The sequence below is a fragment of the Silvibacterium dinghuense genome, assembly GCF_004123295.1.
GTDB classification, from domain to species: domain Bacteria; phylum Acidobacteriota; class Terriglobia; order Terriglobales; family Acidobacteriaceae; genus Silvibacterium; species Silvibacterium dinghuense.
The window spans coordinates 1976592-1995120 of the sequence record NZ_SDMK01000001.1 but is presented as its reverse complement, the minus strand read 5'-3'; the positions used below and the strand labels follow the sequence as shown (position 1 = coordinate 1995120).

General features: G+C 61.4%; 16 protein-coding genes. 3 read left to right on the top strand and 13 right to left on the bottom strand.

The genetic code is table 11. From position 1 onward, the window contains the following. Nucleotides 1–10: 10 nt before the first annotated feature. From ESZ00_RS07790 to ESZ00_RS07730, 13 genes are all read right to left on the bottom strand, one after another. Nucleotides 11–985, bottom strand: coding sequence for a hypothetical protein (locus ESZ00_RS07790; protein WP_129207532.1), 975 nt, complete (start codon nt 983–985; stop codon nt 11–13). Further along, entirely contained in the window at nt 982–1470 is a 489-nt protein-coding gene (locus ESZ00_RS07785; protein ID WP_129207531.1) for a hypothetical protein, read from the bottom strand. Before ESZ00_RS07785 ends, ESZ00_RS07790 begins: the two co-directional genes overlap by 4 nt. Before the next feature lie 14 nt (nt 1471–1484). After that, complete coding sequence (locus ESZ00_RS07780) at nt 1485–1934, bottom strand: hypothetical protein (protein WP_129207530.1); 450 nt, start codon at nt 1932–1934, stop codon at nt 1485–1487. Between the two features lie 14 nt (nt 1935–1948). Then, on the bottom strand, nt 1949–2572 hold the full coding sequence (locus ESZ00_RS07775; RefSeq protein WP_129207529.1) for a hypothetical protein: 624 nt from the start codon (nt 2570–2572) through the stop codon (nt 1949–1951). A gap of 103 nt (nt 2573–2675) precedes the next feature. Then, nucleotides 2676–3644 (bottom strand): hypothetical protein, encoded by a 969-nt coding sequence (locus ESZ00_RS07770; protein ID WP_129207528.1) that lies wholly within the window; start codon nt 3642–3644, stop codon nt 2676–2678. Nucleotides 3645–3733: 89 nt separating this feature from the next. Next, a complete protein-coding gene (locus ESZ00_RS07765; protein ID WP_229741028.1) occupies nt 3734–4126 on the bottom strand; it encodes a hypothetical protein in 393 nt (130 codons plus the stop codon). Between the two features lie 23 nt (nt 4127–4149). Further along, entirely contained in the window at nt 4150–4746 is a 597-nt protein-coding gene (locus ESZ00_RS07760; protein ID WP_188590838.1) for a hypothetical protein, read from the bottom strand. A 39-nt stretch (nt 4747–4785) separates the two neighbouring features. Continuing rightward, nucleotides 4786–6099: a phage portal protein gene (locus ESZ00_RS07755; RefSeq protein WP_229741027.1), complete on the bottom strand. Its 1314-nt coding sequence runs from the start codon at nt 6097–6099 to the stop codon at nt 4786–4788. 290 nt (nt 6100–6389) lie between these two features. Continuing rightward, nucleotides 6390–7205: a DUF3037 domain-containing protein gene (locus tag ESZ00_RS07750; protein WP_129207526.1), complete on the bottom strand. Its 816-nt coding sequence runs from the start codon at nt 7203–7205 to the stop codon at nt 6390–6392. A gap of 52 nt (nt 7206–7257) precedes the next feature. Further along, complete coding sequence (locus ESZ00_RS07745) at nt 7258–8133, bottom strand: HipA domain-containing protein (protein WP_164981393.1); 876 nt, start codon at nt 8131–8133, stop codon at nt 7258–7260. Nucleotides 8134–8307: 174 nt separating this feature from the next. Then, nucleotides 8308–9822 carry a terminase large subunit gene (locus ESZ00_RS07740; RefSeq protein ID WP_129207525.1) on the bottom strand — a complete coding sequence of 505 codons (1515 nt, stop codon included), beginning with the start codon at nt 9820–9822 and terminating at the stop codon, nt 8308–8310. 314 nt (nt 9823–10136) lie between these two features. Further along, entirely contained in the window at nt 10137–14660 is a 4524-nt protein-coding gene (locus tag ESZ00_RS07735; RefSeq protein ID WP_164981392.1) for a glycosyl hydrolase family 28-related protein, read from the bottom strand. Nucleotides 14661–14827: 167 nt separating this feature from the next. Continuing rightward, nucleotides 14828–15352: a hypothetical protein gene (locus ESZ00_RS07730; protein WP_129207523.1), complete on the bottom strand. Its 525-nt coding sequence runs from the start codon at nt 15350–15352 to the stop codon at nt 14828–14830. Nucleotides 15353–16024: 672 nt separating this feature from the next. Here ESZ00_RS07730 and ESZ00_RS07725 point away from each other — a divergent pair. From ESZ00_RS07725 to ESZ00_RS07715, 3 genes are all read left to right on the top strand, one after another. After that, the gene (locus ESZ00_RS07725; protein WP_129207522.1) at nt 16025–16723 is read left to right on the top strand and encodes a hypothetical protein; all 699 of its coding nucleotides are present in this window, start codon (nt 16025–16027) and stop codon (nt 16721–16723) included. Nucleotides 16724–17123: 400 nt separating this feature from the next. After that, entirely contained in the window at nt 17124–17345 is a 222-nt protein-coding gene (locus tag ESZ00_RS07720) for a hypothetical protein (protein ID WP_129207521.1), read from the top strand. A 5-nt stretch (nt 17346–17350) separates the two neighbouring features. After that, nucleotides 17351–18433, top strand: coding sequence for a Gfo/Idh/MocA family protein (locus tag ESZ00_RS07715; RefSeq protein WP_229741026.1), 1083 nt, complete (start codon nt 17351–17353; stop codon nt 18431–18433). Nucleotides 18434–18529: the final 96 nt, after the last annotated feature.

Sequence of the window (18529 nt, the reverse complement as noted above, 5' to 3'; positions counted from 1 at the left end):
AAGCTCCTGCTTATACCAGCGTCATCGCGCTGGGTAGATAGCTGCGGAAGCAGACCACGGTCTGCCCATCGTTTGTATCGGTCACCGGCAGCGCGCGGAATGACGCACTCAATGCAATGCGTTCGAGTGGCGCAACCAGCGTGGTGGTCGTCTCGGCCGCGCCGATCATTGCCTGCAGACGCGGATAGTAGAAAACAATCCGCTCGCCCTGTTCGCCCGGCATGACGAAGAGTCCGGACCACTCCTGAAAGAAGTTGCCACCTTCGCGATCGACGAATCCCAGCACTTGCTGGACCTTCATCGTGCCGGCCGGTGCGCCTCCGATCAGCGCCGATGCCAATTGCAGCCCGCTCGTCGTCACTTGTGTCACTCGTGCTACGTTGAAGGTCACGCGCCGGATATAGTCCGGGTCATCATTGACCGCCGCCGCGCTCGACACATAAGCCGCCGAGACACCCGTGCCCACAAAGCCCGTCTGTCCTGCATAATCCGCATCGACTGCAACGATGTCGCCTGCTGCAAATCCTGCTGTGCTGCTCGGGTAGAGAAATGTTGCCGTTGATCCTGTTGTTGCCAGTGCAATCGCTGCTGCAGCCTTTGATCCCGAGGCATTCTGCGTCGCGCCCGTTGCCGGAGCCAGCAGGTTCATGTGCTGCGATCCCGCCGAAAGCGCCATCGTAAGCTTGCTCCATGTCTTGAAGCGAAAGCTCACGCTGGCATCCACGCTCTCGCGCACCTGGTACTGCGTCGTGCCCGGTGATCCGGTCACCAGCGTGCCTGTCTTGCTCAGCGACTTGCGCGAGAAGTCCTCGATCCATCCAAGATCGACCCATGGCGCAGGCGGCGATGAGAGCGAAAACAGTCCATTCACGGAAGGGTCGAAGACCGTCGGTGTTTGCGTGCTACGCGTCACCGGCGCAAAGTAGGCGCGTACGCGTCGCGTTGCAGGAGGCATCGGGTTTAACGCCGTGAGAGTTGTGCTCATGCTTCCCCCTGCTCCTGAAACGCAAACACGTTCACGGTTGCCACGCGCTCCAGCCGCTCACGGGTTATGGTCGTAGTACTGAAGAGCGCCTGCGACCAGAAGATCATCGTGCCCATCTGCGTGGCCGGTGTGGTGGTGTAGTTATATTTCGGTGTCGAGCTCGGGCAGAGGATCTGTAGCAGCTCGTCATCCATCTCTTCGAGCGCGCGCCCGCGATCGAGCTCCATATTTCCTTGCGTGCCCGCTGTTGCGTAGTGAATCTCGCAGGCTATCTGTGCCAGGATCGACGGCAGTTGCGTGTCCGTTTCGAGCTTTGTCCACCGCAGCGTGAAGGCGTCCAGCAGCATCTGAGGCATCGGAGCTTCGGCGTCCTCTACCAGAATGCCCGGCCGCGTGATGCCGCGCAGTGTCATGGTGCGATTCGGATTCACCGTCGCCAGCCGGTTGCGCAGCGTGATATAAAAACTGTCCTTTGCGTTCTGCATCGCCGCCTCTCTTCTTATGTGCCGCTCTGCATCGGCCACTCTGCCGTGGATTCGCGCAGCAGCAGCCGGTAGAGATAGGCTTCGCCGAGGTTCTCGGAGACGCCTGTTGCCTCGATGAGGTAGAGCTTGCCGTCTACTACGACGCCTGCCGCCATCGCGAAGAGTGTGTCCGTCGATGCCAGCTGGAGGGTGTTTGTTGCGTTTGCGATCGCGGCCGCTGCGATCAACAGCTCATATTTCGCAGGCTGTCCCTCGCTCATCGTCGCGCGTATCTTGCGGAAGACTGATGGCGTGAGAACCAGCGATTGAAAGTTCGGCGCGTCGATCCCCAGTTGTCCCGCATCCGTGGTGTCGCCCGTTGCCGGAGGCATCAGCAGCGTGGCCGCAGCACCTCCGCAGGCACGCAGCAGCGTTGTCGCCACTTGCAGCGAGTAGCTATTCGGCAGTTGTGTACTCAGGTCCATATTTGGTTTCTCCCTCAGCCCAGCCTGGTGGAAACCCACGGTGCGAGCATCGCTTCGACGTTGGCATCGATGAGTGAGTTCGAGAAGTACTGCATCGTCATCGTGTCCATCTTGCTTTGCTTCACATTGCCGCCAGTGGTCGCTTCGGCGTTCTTCACGATCTGTGCACAGGCGCATAGGATCGGATCAGGAATGGTTGCCAGTCCCGCCGTATAGACCACTTCGACTTCGTTGTAGGGCAGTCCGAGAATATTCAGCGGAAAAACCAGCTCGCCGGTTTCCGCCACAAAGTCCACTGTGGTCGGATCGACCGTTGTCCACGCCCCTGGCAGCGAGAAAGCCCACAGCACTTCCTCTTGCAGCGGAAACACCAACTCACCACGCCGGGGCTTCGCATAGCGAGCCTGGATGCTCACGAACGGCAACGTCGCCGGCGCAACCACTGTCAGCGGCAGATGCGACAGTCGCACCGTCTGCGATCCGGCTACCATGCGCAGCCGCTCCGTATACTGCGTCGGATTCAGACTCACTCGCCGGCAATGCGCATCTATTAGCGCCGAGGCCATCGTGATCATGTCGTCGGTCACGTCCGCTGCCAGTCCATAGCTCGCATACTGCGTCGGTTGCAGATAGCCCATGCTCATCTCCTCACGAAAAGAAAACCGGGCAGACTAGGTATGGCCCGCCCGGTTCGTTACATCGCTTCGCAGTTGCGCGAAGCCTCACGCATGACCGGTCTGCCTATCGATCGACAAGGACCTGGTAGTGCGCGTAGTTTGCGCCCTTCACCACCGGCGCGCCGAACTTCACCACTACATACTGCGAAGCCAGCGTGCTCGGCGTACCCAGCTGGAAGACACGCGGATTCGGATCGCTCAGCCAGTGATACTCGATCATGTCCTCGGTCACGATGTACGCCGGCAATACGGCTGTGCCCGAGCCCGGCGTGCCTGTGTACGAGAGCGACCAGTCTGGGATCAGCGGCAGGTCCCCGGCCTGCGTCGAGAGCATCTTCACTGTGAAGCCCGAAGTGATCTCCTTGGTTCCCAGCACCACGTTGAACTCCGACTTCATCTCGCGATCGATCAGGTCCAGCAACACCGGGTTCGCGTAGATTGCCGTCGGCCGCACCGCGAAGCTCGAGCTCGCCACCATCAGCGCAATCGTCGACTTCAGCCCATCCACGATGCTGTCCGCCGTGCCGATCGTCGTCGTATTGCCGCCGGCTGCGATCTGTGCCGCGCATCCGTAGTACTGCGTCGTGGTTGGAGTGGTCAGCGAAGTGTCATTGCCGTTCCACAGCGCTACATCGTGGCTGATCATCACGCCGTCGATCGTGTCCACCAGGTCCTTCGCCTGCAGATAGGCAAACTGTTTCTGCTGTGTGCCCAACTCCATGTCGAAGAGGTTGTAGTTCAGCTGCGCCACCACCGCCTTCAGCGGCACGCTGCGTTCCACGCGCGTCGGGCTCACCACCGGGGCCGCAATGTTGCGCGGATCCACGAAGCCCGCAGTGCCCGGCACCGGGATCGCCGTCTCCTCGAAAAAGCGCGAAGGATGGCCCGTCGCCGGCACCTGCTTGATGCGCTGCCCGAAGAGGCTGCGCCGGCGGACTATGTCGGTGATCTCCGTCTGATAAAACGGAACTTCGATCGCGCCAGGCCCGATGTAATCAGCCGCCGCGTGGATGTCATAGAAATTTGCTCGCATGCTCTCGTCGCTCCTCTGCAGGCCGTGCCTGCTGCTCAAATGAAAAAGGCCCGCCGCAGCGGACCGTTCCTGCCTCTCTCCTTGCTGCTCTAGGAAAGAGCCCCGGCGCGCAGTAGCTGCGATTTGACGGCAATGCGCTGCTCCAGGCTCAGCCCGGCCAGCGCCGCATCGAGTGCTCCGCCCTCGAGCCCTTCGAACGATGCAATACCCTGCTTGGCCAGCAGTTGCACCGTTGTTGCAGGCAATGTCTTGCGCACGGAAGTGGACTTCGCTTCCTGCGCGCTCAGCTCCGCAATGCGCTGTTCCGCTGCCGCCAGCCGCTGCTCCAGCTCGCGCTCGCGTGCGGTCGGCTCGCTCTGCTCCACGGTTGCCACCATGCGGCTCAGCTCGCCGGCAGCCGCGGTCGAGCGCTCTCCCATCGCGGCGGCGGCGCGCTCAAGCGTGCTGGCCGCGCTGTTCAGGCGCTCCATCGATTCAGTCATCGCGTTTAGAAGATCTCCCGCTTCTAGTTCCATCGTTTCTCCCTCGCTTTCTCCCGCTGTAGCCCTGTTGCCGTTCTTGTCGTCCGCGCTCGTGCGTGCAGCGGAGCGCCTCGACAGGACTGGTTCTTCAGCTCGAATGACGTATTGCGATAGGCGGCCTTCTCGCGCAGCAGGATCGCCGCGCCGGTAAAGGTTGCCCGCGTCAGCGTCCAGATCTCTGCGCTCATGTCGGCCACATGCGCGTCGGAGATTTCATACGACATCCCCATCGTGCCCGGTGCCGTGCGCAGCATCTGCTGCCGCACTTCGGGGAAGTCCTTCCCGAAGAGATAGCCGCTCACCACCAGCCGCTTTCCTTCCAGCTCAGCCTCGGTGATGATGCCGCACTTCCGCCGTGCATCGTGCCCGTCCCACTCCGGCGAAAAATCCACTGCCATGCCGATCAGCGAGGGCAGAGCCGCCATCGCTGCCATGCGCGCAAAGATCACCCGGTGTCCTCGTGCGCCTGAGGGCGGCCGGTTGCTCGGCTCATCGACCATCGTCAACACGCCTTCAAAGTCCACGCGGTTCGGATGGTCGGCAAATTCCGGCAGCGCCAGTGCCAGTGCCTCCAGTCTCATGTTTTCCCCCTGGTCTTTCGTTCTGTGCGAACTGCCACTTCACTCCGTCGACTGCATCAGCACCGCCTTTCCCACCTCTACCAGCTCTGCGGCATTCGGCAACGCCACCGATCCTCCCGGCAGCGCAGCCAGCCCGCGCATGGCGCGCACTTCGTTCACCGTCAGCACTCCAGCCGCGAGCAATGCCGTCTGAATCTGGATCTCCGACATCTCGTCCCGTGCATCCAGCTCGTTGAAGACGAACTCGAACTCGCGCCAGCCCAGCTTCTTCGCGAAAAGATCCCGCGTGATGTGCTCGGCCACCAGGCGCGCCAGCGGCGTAATCGCGCTGTGGAAGGCCTCATCGACCAGCTCTCCCGCCGTCGAGCGGTTTACATCGTTTTCGAGGCCCAGCAGCAGCGGAGGCAAATTGAAGGCATTCGCCACCATGCGGATCAGGAACTGCTGCCAGTTCAGCCGCAGATCGGCATCCGTGCCCTGCGCAAAGCGCAGCACCTCGGGCTTCTGCACCGAGCTCAGAATCGGCACCCGTCCCGTACCCTCGATCTCGTCCTGCCACCAGCGGATCAGCCGCTCATGCTGCGCCGGCGTCGTCTCGTCGATCCACAGCGCATACTGCACCACCGCGTTGCTCGCCAGTTTGCCAGCGAATCGGTGCGCGCTGAGCAGCGTGTTCACCGTCTCGAAGGCTACCTCCAGCGACCCCAGCCCGAACGGCGTATGCGTGCGCGGATTCAGCCGCAAATAGATCAGCTCATCGTCTTTCAGAGGAATCAATCCCGTCGTTCCCGCCAGGCCTGTTGCCTGTGCATAGCGCGGGGAACTCGCCGAGCCATCCCACTTCGGATTGATCTGGATTGTCCCCCCATCCACCGGCCACAGCGAGAAAGGCCGTTCCGGATCACCGGTCCCCTCCATCTCAATCGCTCCGAATCCGCCTACCAGTGTGTCCTCGAGCACCTGCTCCAGCAGTGTGCGAAAACTGTCCGTATTGTTCGGCTCCTCCAGCGCTCGTCGCAACGCCCTCTGCTTGCGCGCCGCATAGCCCACCCTGTCCGGCGTGAAGTCGCGTTTCAACCGCACCTGCCAGTCCATGCTGGCCACGCGATCCTTGATGATGTTGATTGCCCGCCGTACTACCGGCGTCTCGGCAAAGCGCCGCAGATTCGCTGGTGTCGGCTTGGGCAGCGCATGATTCGCCACCGGATACGGGCCGAATATTGAGGGCAGCGCCATCGTCCGCCGCTTCGCTACCTCTTCTGCTGCAGCCAGATCCGCGCTGCTACCTGCCTCTTTGTGGCGTGCACCGCCCAGCTGCTTCCATGCCTTATCCATCGCATTCTTCCAGCTCACACGCCCTCGCTCTCTTCACTCACGCCCAAAAGAAAAGGGCATGGCCTCAAGCCATGCCCGCCTCACCAATCCTGCTCCAAGATCGTACCCACATAGAGCAGTAAAGAGTTGTCATTTCGACCGGAGCAGGATAGCTTCACCGTCCTGCGAAGTGGAGAAACCTGCAGTTCTGCCCGTGTCGGCGAAAACCTCAGGCATATCTGCTGCGCGTGCCTACAGCTCGCTTCGGTCGAGAGGACAATTGCAAATGTAAGTCAGTGCTTTCCTACCTACCCCTATGTCGATACGTCCTAAACCCGCAACTCCCGCCGGGCTGTTTCTGCGATCAGAGGCAGCCTCTCTGTCGTCAGCACGCGGATTCCCTTCGACTCCATCGTCTCGAGCGAAAACCGGTACTGCTCCTCCCGGTCCGGATCGCCAGCGAGTGCCGTCAGAGGCTGCACGATGGCGGCAAAGTCGAGCGCCGCGCCTTCCTTCTCTGCAAACCCCTTGGTCAGGCCTTCCATGCTGAAAGCCAGCACCTTCGCTAGCTCCGTATCCGTGTCTGGCGCCACCGCGTGAAACACCTTGATTACCCCGTTCGGCCGGTACCCGCAATCGATCTTCAACGGATCGCCCGCTCGCGTGTAGCTCGACACCGGAATTCGTTTGCGCATCAGCTCCCACACCCCGGCCCGTTCGAACTCTGAGCGCATTCGCCCATGGATCATCATCCGCCCGCTCTTGCGCGCGGCGGATTCCCGCTTGCGGTTCTCCACATGCAGCCGCAACAGCAGCTCCATCTCCGCTACCATCGATTCCGCCAGCGAAGGTTTCGCCGTGGTCACTTGCACCATCTGCGAGAACGATTCGGCCATGGTCTTCATCACCGGCTGGCCCTCTTCCGTGAGCCGCTGCCGCAGCTCGCCTTCGAGGGCCTCCAGCATCTCCGTATCCGCCTCCGGATCGATGCATCGCACCCGGCTCCAGTCACGCGTGAAGCGCACCGTCGCCGATTCCGGTCGCCCCGCTTCGCGCAGCAGCACGCCGATATTCACGAACTCGCCGCGTATCGGGTCCGGCACGTACCGCACCAGGAAGAACTCACATGGAATGCGCGCGTTCAAGCTCTCTCAGGCCTCTCCTCACGATACCCCGCCTCTTTGTTTTATTCGTCACCTACATCACCCGCCCACCAGAAAACTTATCGCTCCACGCAGGCTCCACAAACAGCGACTTTCGCAACTCCCCAGGCCTCTTCCCCCAGTTTGGAAAGGGCGCCCGATTCGATTCCCGAAAGCTCTCCACCAGCTCCCGCACCCGGCTGCGCCTTAACATCAGATGTTCTACCAGCTCTTCGATCGCCGCAGCATCCCCGCCGTACCACTCCGGTGGCACCGTTTCGGCAATCTCCCACACCGTCTGCGCCGCCATCGACTCAATCCGGCTCAGCCACGGCTCGAAACTCTCCCACCCTGTCACCGCTTCATACACCAAGTTGCGCTGAAACACCCCGCGCAGCGGCGAATCGCGAAACACCCACTCTCCGGCGTTGAAGCAATATCCATAATCGATAAACGTCGCCGTGTAGTGCTTTTCCCGGCGGCCCTTTGTATAGACAGCCTGCCGCCCATTCACATTGCACGTCCACTTATCCAGCGCCAGGATCCCGGCAAACTCCGCCAGGTTCTTCACCCCGGTCAGTTGCTCCTCGGGCAGATAATCCAGCAGATTGCCGGGCATCAACCCGCCCACCAGCTTCGATCCAAAGCACAGCCCCGGTCGGCATGGCTCTTGCCGAGGGCCCAGGTCCATGTACATCTCCGGAGTGTTCGCCGCCAGCCACTCCGTCACCTCGATTACATCGCAGTCCGGCACGGTCAGCCCGGCTGCCGCGGCCAGCTTCGTTGCCATCAGTTCGTTCACCAGTACCCGCAAGTGCTGCGGGTTGTTCTGGAACTTCACCACCCAGGCCTCGCCGTCGTCCCCCAGCATCAGCTGCCCCTGCGCTCCGCCGCGCATCCGCCGGATATGCTGCACCGCCAGGATTGCCAATCATTCCCTCCACGACCCACCAGCCTGTCATCCCGACCGAAGCGGAGGGACCTGCGGTTTCCAGCACAACGAGGAAGCAGGGTGCCCCATCCAAGCTTCGCTTGGTGGGAAGGCACAGCTTCCCAGGCGTGTGCAGTGCCGGAATCCTAACAAGCGCTCCTCACTTTCCCCAAGTTACTTCTTGAGCATCAGTTCCCCGCGCACCGCCAGCGCGATCGCCATGGCCATCAGGCAGTCATCATGCTCCCCATACTGGGCCGCAATCTTCCCGTTCCGATGCCGTACAAATGTCCTGCATTCCCGGATCAACCGCCGGCTCAGAAATGCCTGCGGAGATGCCATCAGCGCCACACCCATCCCTGCAATCATCTGTGGCCGCGATACCGCCGACGTCAGCCATCCCGCCATCCCATCCTGCTCGTAGAGCTTTGCGTACTGGCACACCGTCGTCAGAAAAGCCAGGATGGCAGCGCCATGATTGTTCCGCTCCACCACCACCAAGGCCTCGTTATACTCCCGCGCCAGCTTCTCCACCTCCCGCGCCAATTCAAGGCCGCCCATCTTCGCCGCCAGCTCCGCGCACTGGATGCCCTGCTCTACCTCCACCACCTGCACCGCCGACCAGTCGCCCTCCGCGCCGCCGCCAGCCGGATCCACCGCCACCACATACCGTCGCCCAGCTGCCGCCGGATACCAGACCCGCAGCTGCCCATGGCACTGGACCTCGCGCGGCTCCCGTGCCTCGCGCTCCAGCTTGGCCAGTGCGTCATGCTCGAAGACGCACATCCCGCTGCTCAGGAAGCAATCTTCCGCGCTCTCGGCATACTCCTGCTTCGCCAGGCCGCGAAAGTTCGCCTTCAACTGTCTCCGGAAGCTGATCTGCGCGCAGCTCAATCCCTCTACCTCCATCAGCTGCCGCTCTTCGGCTGTCAGCATCGTCTCGCACACCGCCTGGCTCACATAACTCGGCTCCAGCCACCAGGGAAAGAAGTGCCGAACCGTGCCACCCGGCTCCGCCTCTTGCCACTCGTTCCAGAAGCACCCACCCGCACCCATCGGTGTCGACTCCAGCGCCAACTCTCCACTCGGCGCCAGAGCCGCCCGCAATCCCTGCAGCGTCTCCCCCGCATCGCCCGGCCACCGCGCCACCTCCGAGGCATGCAGATTCGTCATCGTCAGTCCGCGCCCTGCATTCCCGTCCGAGGCACTCTCCACCCGGTACTCGCTGTCCAGCAACGCAAAGCCGATCTGCCGCACATTCGACTTCGACGTCCGCATCGTCGCCCGCAGCTCCTTCGGCAGCGATTCGACAAACCGGTGCACCATCCGGAACAGCGCCTCCGCCGCCTCCTGCGTGTGCGCCACCTGCACCGTCAGCGTCCCTGGCACCAGGATCGTCTTCAGAAAGAAGCGCCCCGTGATCCAGGTGCTTACTCCCATCTGCCGTGCCTTCAGCACAATGTTCCGCTGCCCGCGCCGCTCTTCATATAGCTGCTGCGCCCGGTTCGGCACCAGCGGAATCCGCTGCCCCTCGCGGTCACGAATCCTCAGCCACGACCGAGCCAGCAATACCGCCAGCCTTTCGCTCCCGTCGTTCCACTCCAGCCTCTGGCCCAAAAGCAGGATCGAATCCAGTTCCTGCCTTTCCGCTCCCGCAATCGCCGCAGCAATCTCGCATTCAGAATGCATACCCGTCCAAAACAACCGCGTTTGTCCGTGACGCTTACTCAAGTCCCCGGGAGGCCCATACAGGTCCGAAGTTAGCTTGCGTGAGGAAGTAAAACAGCGGGTGCCCCACCCATGACAGGCCGTTGGTCATGGGTGGATCTCACACAAACCTCAAAGGAAGCCGAAGAAACAACCACATCCAATCAACGATGGCCAGGAAGAACCGGGTGCCCCACGTCTCGATTTTGAGACGTGGGAATCTAAACTCTCATCCGATCCCCAGATCGCGACCAAAGGGAGCGGAGGCCGAAGGCGAGTCGCTCTGCGCGCAACAGCTAGAAGGCGTACCAGTTGTAATCCGGCCCGCAGATCAGCGTCCGCTTTCCCGCCGCAGAGATCGCCAGCGTCGTCGCTGAAGTTCCGGCATAGTTGATGTTCTGCGAACTCACCGTCGCTAGGGTCACCGCATTTGCTGAAGTATCCGACTTGATGATTGTGAACTCCAGCCCCGTCGGCGATGCCTTGTCCGGCCACGCCGTGTAGCAGCTCGGCAGCGTGATCGTCTGTGCCCCGCTCACCGCATTCGCAATCACATTCTTGTTCGCATTCGTCAGGGTCAGCGTCGATGCGGTATTCAGCACTGTGCCCAGCGCAATGCCGCCATTCGATTTGATCGTGCCCTGGTATGTCACGTTGAAAAACGGACTCACCCCGGAAAAGTGTCCCTGGATCACATCGCCTTCGTAGCCCGTATAAAGCTGAGCCACATAGGCCGGATAACTCGAAGCCGCCGCAATCGGCGTCGACCAGACCCGCGGTACCGCTCCCGAGGGATCGTTGATATTCGCGCCGCCGCTCGAGAACCCCGTCACCTCTTCCGGATTCAGTGCCTGTACATAATTGCCGCAGCCCGTCAGCCCATGCACCGTGCTGAAGGTCGGAGGATTGCCCGACGTGCCCGCATACGTGATCCAGTTCACCGCCGTGTTCATCTCCAGGCAGTCGATATTTCCCAGCATCAGATTATTTGTAACTCCGTCTGCTACATATGCCAGGTTGGCCGCCGGAAAGCTCGTCAGATCCGGCCATTGGATGTGCCCGCCATGCGCCGTAACCCCATCCGCGCCAATATAAAACCCGGCAATCGCCGGGCTATCTAGGTACGTATCTGTCCAGATACTTCCCCCGCCGCCTATATCTTCGATCACATAGTTCGTCGCATACGAGGCATTCGCAGCCGAGCTCGATGTCGCCGTATTCGAGCACGGCGCCGTCGTACACGTATAGGGATAGCCGAAGCCGTGAATCAGATACCCCGTGTTGCCTGTGCCTTCGTTGTAGACGCTCGCCGTCAGCGCATTGCGCACCGTAATGTCATCCAGGTGGCTGTCTATCGCAGTCTTCTGGATATGCACCCCATACGCAGGCCGGCTCGCCGGCGTGAACAGCGAAGCGTTGTAGCTCACCGTCACATTCCGCAGCAGGAAGTTCGCCTGGTGCCCAGCGGTCGTCGACTCCTCGCCCAGCAGCACACCCTCGGCGGTCGTATCGTTCACCGTCACGTTATCGATCAACAGCCCGCGGAACCACTGCATCTCGAAGCCGTGTGTCGCATTGGTTGCGGCCAGAATCACAAAATCCTTGAAGCTGCAGCCCTGCGCCTGGGCTGTGTTGCCGAGATAGAAGACATCTCCGCCCAGGCTCGCAGGTACCGTCAGCGTGGTTGCCGCCGAGCTGCCTGCGTTCACCGTCGTTCCGCCCGAGCCGATCAGGTTTACGCACGCCCCGTTCGTTGGCTCATTCAGCGTTGCCGATACAGCAAAGCTTCCTGCTCCCAGCCGCACTGTCTGGTTCTGTCCGCTCGCCGTCGCTGCGCTCACCGCCGCGCTCCATGCTGCGTTCAAGCTGGCATAGGTCACACCGTCGACCGTGATCTCTCCATTGATCGTCGCTGCATTCAGCGCGCCCTGCACCTCTTCCGCACCGCTTACGGTTGCATTCGCTGTCGAACCCTGCGCCGCCAGGCTAAAGGCTCCCACCCATGCTGAGCCGCTCCACACGTCGTACTCCCAGCCCGCCGCCGATCCCGTAAGCCCCGGACCACCCTTCATGCAGAAGCGGTTCTCCGCATGTGTCGAGCTCGCGGACGGTCCGACGTCATACCAGCAGCTCGAGGTCGCAAACTGATGACCAAGCGCAGAGCTTCCGCCCGGATTCGCTCCCAGGTTCACAGCCTGTCCCGAGGACCCATTCACCATGCTCTCGAAGAACGGTCCGGTGTTGGAGTTCGCCATAATGCCTGCGGCCGGATTTATATAGGAGACCCATGCCGATTTCCCTGTCGGATACGCTACGGCCATCACCACCGGCAAGCCCGCGCCGTTCAGAAACTGACCGTTCGCTACCTCGCTTGTTTCGCCTGTTGTCGAAGCCGCTGCTCCCGCACCGAGCACCGTCACCTGCGCGCTGCTGTGGACCTTCAGATAGCCCTGCCCATACATCTCCGCGGACCCCGAATAGAGCGAATCGTTGAGGAGTGAAAGCTGTGCCGTGCGTCCGCTCGCTCCCGTATTTCCTGGGATGGCGACTCCCACGCTATCGGGAATCACGCCTGCAATCAGGTCGGCACATGTCAGCGCCCCGCTGTCATTGCAGTCCGCCGCCCAGTTCGTGCCCGGCGCATCGATGGCATTGATGTGCGTCGCGCTCACCAGCAGTCCGTTGCCATAGCTCGTGGAGCTGCTGATCATCTCCACCAGCGAGCCCGCAGGCCACACAATGGCCGCCGGGGCGGTCGTCGTATACAAACCGTACGCGCTTACCTGGCGTGTCGCGAGATAGAGATTCCCGTCTCCGGCAAAGCCCTTCACGCACGCAATCTCGTATTGCCCCTGCGTAATGCCGCTCACATAGGTTGAGGCCGTGGTGCTGCCCCATGTGAAATCCTCTGGCGCAATCATCACGTAGCTGATGCAGCTGGCCGCCTGTGCATCTGCCGGATCGTTATAGTAGTCAGGAAACCATGCGCCGTTGGCTGCTACCGCCAGAGCTCCTGTAGCGAGAGAGCCTCCCAGCGTTGTCTGCGGCAGCAGACCACCCACCGTAATGCCTGCATTCATGTGCGGCTGCCCATTCTCCGGAAAGCCTTCGAGATAAAAGTTCGTGATCTGGCTTGCCTCACTGTTGAAGACCTGAAAGCCTCCTTCGGCATACAGTGGCTTGATCGATCCGCCATAGAAGCCCACATTCACGCCCGCCATCCACACCGCCGCATGGTTCTCCGGTAGGATTGCCGGCAGGAAGCTCGCGCCTGTCACCGTCGCCGTCCCGCTTGCTGTCGATGTTGCTGTCAGCGTGTATTCGCCGCTGGCCGGAGAATTGTTCGTCACTCCTGTGATCTGCCAGAAGCCGTTCATCGCCGTGACGTTGGCAATTCCCGTTAGTTCGAACCAATGTCCCACTCCCAGCGGCGATGCTCCATTCGTGTTGCCACTGTCCGTTCCGCCCTGCGCTACTACCGTCAGCGTCGTCCCATTCCCGCTTGCCGATACCAGCGTCTGCGCTGTCGCCCACGCATAGCCGGGAAACACACCATTTGGGCAGTTATTGCCCCAGCAGTAGTTGTCTGCGGCAAAACCAGGGGCATCGATATTCGTCTTGAAGAAGTGATCCTCATTTGTATTGGTCGTCAGGATCAGAGGCCAGCGCACTGCATCGATCTGCAGATCGTTCGACTCGATGCGTTCGCTCGTGCCATTTAATTGCAGCCCGCGGCCGCCGGAGTTGTACAGCCGCAGCCGGTTCAGTTTGAACCCCGGTGCGCTGTCGAGCTCCACCAGGTCAGCCGTATGCTGATGCGATCCGCTCGTCGTAATCTGCATATCCTGCAGGCTGCCCGCGCAAAGATATCCATCCAGCAGCGCGCCGCCGTTGTAGACCGTGATCGCGTTGGCTGCATCGCCTGTCTGCTCGAGTGTCGTGGCGCTCGGTCCGTCGCCGGTGTAGTGCAGAGCGCATGGCAGACGCAGCGCGCTGCTGATCTTGTACGTGCCCTCCGGAAAATACACCGTCGGCGTCTGCCCGTTCGCCGAGACGCTTTGCGCATAGGCCACCGCCGCCGTAATGGCGCATGTTGAATCCTCTGTCCCCGTCGGATCGGCCGCATTCGCACATCCCGATCCGAAATCCGGATGCCGTATATCTACCCTCGGCAGCTTGGCGATCGCATTTGGCAGGCTCAGCGTGCCGCTCATCGTCGCGCCCGCCAGCGGCACCATGGCCGCAGCCAGGGTATCTGCATAGTGCTTCGTCGCCGCCTGTGTTCCCGAGAACGGATCGCCGTTCAGCAGCAGCGCGCCTGTCATCGTGCCGCCGCTCAACGGCAGATACTCATCCGTGATCGCCGCAATCGACGTATCCACATAATCTTTCGTGACAGCCTGCACGGCGACGGTGGCCGGCGCCAGCTCTGCGCGGATCGAGGAGATCGCCGCAGTCGTTGCTGCTGGCACCACCCAATACTCCTTGCTGACCGTCCCATCATCCAGGTGGTAGATCGCCGTGTAGTAAGTCCCTGCCGGATACGCTCCGGCATTTGCTGCCAGACTCAGTGTCAGGAATCCATCCACGCCGATCGTTGCTGTGGTACTGCCCGCGGCCACAGCCTGGTTGGCTGCTGTTGAGAATGCCGGCCAGTTCACAATGACCGTACCCTGCGCCGCTGTGCCGTCTGCGCGATAGATCGTGCCCTGCACCGTCGTCGTGGTCACCTGCGCCTTTGCCGCCGTTGCTATGGCCAGAACCATGCAGATTCCCAGCCACAGTCCTTTCTGTCGCAACGCTTCTCTGGTCACGTTCATCGTCTCTTCCTCTGGTCTTGTCCGCTGCGCCGTCTCACGCCGTTTGCCTTTCGCGCAAACAAAAAGGGAGAAGCCTCGCGGCCTCTCCCTTGGTTTTCCTTCTCTCTTATTTTCAGAATAACAAGCAGCGGCATAATTCCATGCCAGGACTGTTTGTCGGCTAACTCTCAGTATTTCCGCATACTTATTGCATTTCTCGGCCGGTCTTCCGCTTGACATCTCTCCCACGGCTCGATCTTCAGCAGTTCGGCATCCAGCAGCAAGGCCGTTACCCGGTCTACGGCTTCGCCATAGTGCCGTGCAATGGACCGCAGGCTCTGTCCCGTCAGCTCCGCGGCTTCCGCATAGGTGTATTCCTGCAGCGTGATCCTTGCCACCAGCTCCTGCGCAGAGGAGTCCAGCTTTCCCAGGCAGCGCTCCACGTCGATGACAAAGACCACGGCATCCTCGAAGTTGCGAATGCGGCAGTGCGTTGCCCGTCCGCGCAGCACGCCGCGATTCAGTAGCGACGGCAGCCGCCCTATGTCCATGGAGATGCGGAGGTACTTCCGCAACAGGTCTTCCGTGTGTTTGCGATAGAACGCCAGCCCTGAGGTCTGGGGTTGACTGGCCTGCGTCCGCGTGCGGAAATCCTCTGCCGCGGAGAAGCTGCGTCCTGTTGTGACGTATGCCAGTACGGGTGCTGCGCTCATTGTGCACCTCCTTCACGCACGGTCTGCCGCTGTTCCCCTTTGCACGGTCTGCCTCGCCGTCGCGTGCGTAGTTTCGGAAAAGCTTTCAGCCGTTGCGCGCAGCCATGGCAGTAAATTTCCTGCTGTTGTTCTGCGCGAAACCACAATCCTCCGCATCCTTCACAAACCTTCAGGTGCAAACGTAGGTAATTCATCGGGCTCCAGGGAAAACTGAGGTGTGGGTGACAGCTTCATTCCCATCTCCTCGTTGTGACCGCATCGCCTGCCTGCACATGGGAGCGAAACTCATGTTGTGCGGCGGGTCGTATGCCGGATTCCTTGTCTCGGAAGAAAAATCGCAGATCATAAGAGAGTCTCCAAATCCGGAAAATGGGCGCGGTCTCTCGCTTGCGCGGCGGAAGGCCTGCGCAGAGGCAAAAGAGCCGCTCCTTGTGCGATGCAGAGAGAAAGGATCGCTCCTCTGCGCCGTGCAAAGTCATCGGCCGGATTTCTGGCAAAGTGTTTCCGAATGTATCGGGCAGCGTTTTCCTCGTCAACGCGCATGTCGTGTGGCGCGCACGCGGCCTCACATCAACCTTCCGTAACCCCGCAATCTGCTGTGAAATCTGCCCTGAAGGTTTTCTCTGAGCAAATGTCCCGGCCGCGGTGTATAGCTCAAAGACAACTCGTCGAATGAACTTCTCCCAGCTTCACGAGCGCCTTCGCCTGCATCTTGCCAACCGCATCCAGAGAGGACTGCTTACCGGAGCGCAGCTTGCCGCACAGGCCGGTCTGCAGCCCGCGCACATCTCAAATTTTCTGCGCCGTCGCCGTCGCCTGAGTCTGGCGGCTCTCGATCGTGTGCTCGCCTCCCAGTCGCTTACGGTTGCCGATTTTCTTCCGTCGCTCGAGGAGCCGCTTGCGCACCACGTCTCTCTCTTTCACCATGTGCCGCTGGTGCGGGACGAGCCGGCCATGCGCTCGCCTGTCATTACCCGTTCCATGACCCTCGAGATCGTGGAGATTCCCGCCGGGCTGCTCGAAAGCCTCCGGCCGCGTCGTACTGTAAGCCGCCGCGACTGGCATCGTTTCGTCGCTGTCCGCGTCAGCCCGGATCAGGCCTCACCCATGTCTCCGGTGTTGCTGCCAAATGCCATCGTGATTCTGGACCGGCACTACAACTCCCTTGCTCCGCATCGCCCGCCGCAGCCCAATCTCTACGGCATCCGTCTCGATCAGTCTCTTGCCTTCCGCTACATCAGCACCGATCCCCGCCGCATGATCCTGCGCCCCTACTCGCTGGCCTGGCCTGTAGAAGTTCTCGAGCAGGACGATCTCGCCTCCCGCGCTCTCATCGCCGGCCGCGTCTGCCTCTGCATCTCTCAGCTGTAAGACCTTAGGCCTGTCGACATATAGGCCCATAGCTGATGCAGGAAGAACAGAGAAGTCATCATCCCGGCCGGAGCGAGATGTTTTCGTCTCTCCCGCGTCTAGACTCTGAAACGTGGGCACCTGACGGGTGGCCCATACACGCCTGAAGTTGGCTTGTGTGGGGGGTGTTAAGCATGACGGCTGCTGTCCTACTCGCTCCATCGTTCGTCTTCAGCAGATCACCGGCTGCTCTTGGTGAGCGAAGTATCTTGGAACCCGATTCCGAGACATGGATTCGCAGGGCTGCCGGAGCGCGACCAGCGGGAGCGGAGGCCGAAGGCGGATCGCCCTGCGCGAAGCAGCCGAAGGCGATTCGCCCTGCGCGAAGCAGTTTTGATAGCATCGCCTTCGGAGGATCTTCATGGATCAGGCAGTAACTACGCCCACCGGGGCGCGCCGCGACGAAGACATCGCTCTCGATCTCTTCAAGTTCGTGGCTTCCACCGCAGGCATCGGTCGCACCGCTGCGCCGTCCGCCGGCTTTGCCGCTCCCAGCGCCGCCAAGGCTGAGGATCACGTCGAGAATCTTCTCGATCTATACACTCGCTGCCTCAAGGCCGTCGCCGGCAACCAGGGCAAGTAGCTGCGGTGAGCCGCTCGCTGCTTCACGTCGCCGTCTGCGGAGCCGGCGCCTTCGGCCGCAACCATATCCGCATCTATCGCGATCTCGAGCAGCAGGGCGCAGCTGCGAGCCTTGCTGTTCCGGTTCGCCTGGCCGCGATCGTCGAGTCTGATCCTTCGCGCTCCCAGGCGCTTCATCAGGAGCTCAACGTTCCGGTCTTCACCTCGATAGAAGACCTGCTCGAGGCCCGCGCGCAGGGGCAGATCATCGTCGATGCCGTTTCCGTCTGCGTGCCCACTTCGCAGCATGCCGCCGTGGCTGCGCCGCTGCTGGAAGCCGGCATCGATGTGCTCATCGAAAAGCCTATCGCGGCTACGCGCGAAGAAGCCGCGGCCCTCGTAGCCTTGGCTGCAAAGAACCAGCGCATCGTCCAGGTCGGCCATCTCGAGCGCTTCAATCCTGCCGTCGCCGCCATGCAGGATTGCCTCAACGGCCCCATGTTCTTCGAGGCGCACCGCCTCAGCGTCTTCACGCCCCGCGCTCTGGATGTCGATGTGGTCCTCGATCTCATGATCCACGATCTCGACATCGTGCTCAGCCTGGCAAAATCGCCTGTGCGCGATCTCCATGCCGTCGGCCTGCCTATCCTTTCCGGCAAGGTCGATATTGCGAATGTTCGCGTCGAATTCGAATCCGGCTGCGTTGCCAACTTCACCGCCAGCCGCGTCAGTACCGAGCGGGTGCGTAAGCTGCGCTTCTTCCAGCCGCACCAGTATGTTTCGATCGACTACGCTCGCCAGGACCTGCTGGTCATCGATGTCAGTGCAGCCGCCACAGGCGCGGCCGCGGGAGCGCCATCCACACCGGCCATCCCCGGCTTGCCCGCAGGTCTTGCCCTGCAGAAGCCCAAGGTGGAACCTGGCGAGCCGCTGCGTCTCGAAATCATCTCGTTCCTTGAATCGGTCAGCACCCGTCAAACACCTCGCGTCTCGGCAGAAGACGGACAGGCCGCGCTCGATCTTGCGCTGACCATCAACGAGGCCATAGCCGAGCACGCCCGCCGCGCCGGCCTCGATCGCTTCGCCAGCCCGGCAATCTTCAGGAATTAGTAAAAACGGTGCCCCACATCTCGTTCCGTTCGAGATGTGGGTTCGCAGAATGCCAGCTCGCGACCAGCGGGAGCGTCACGCGAAGCTCAAGGCCCG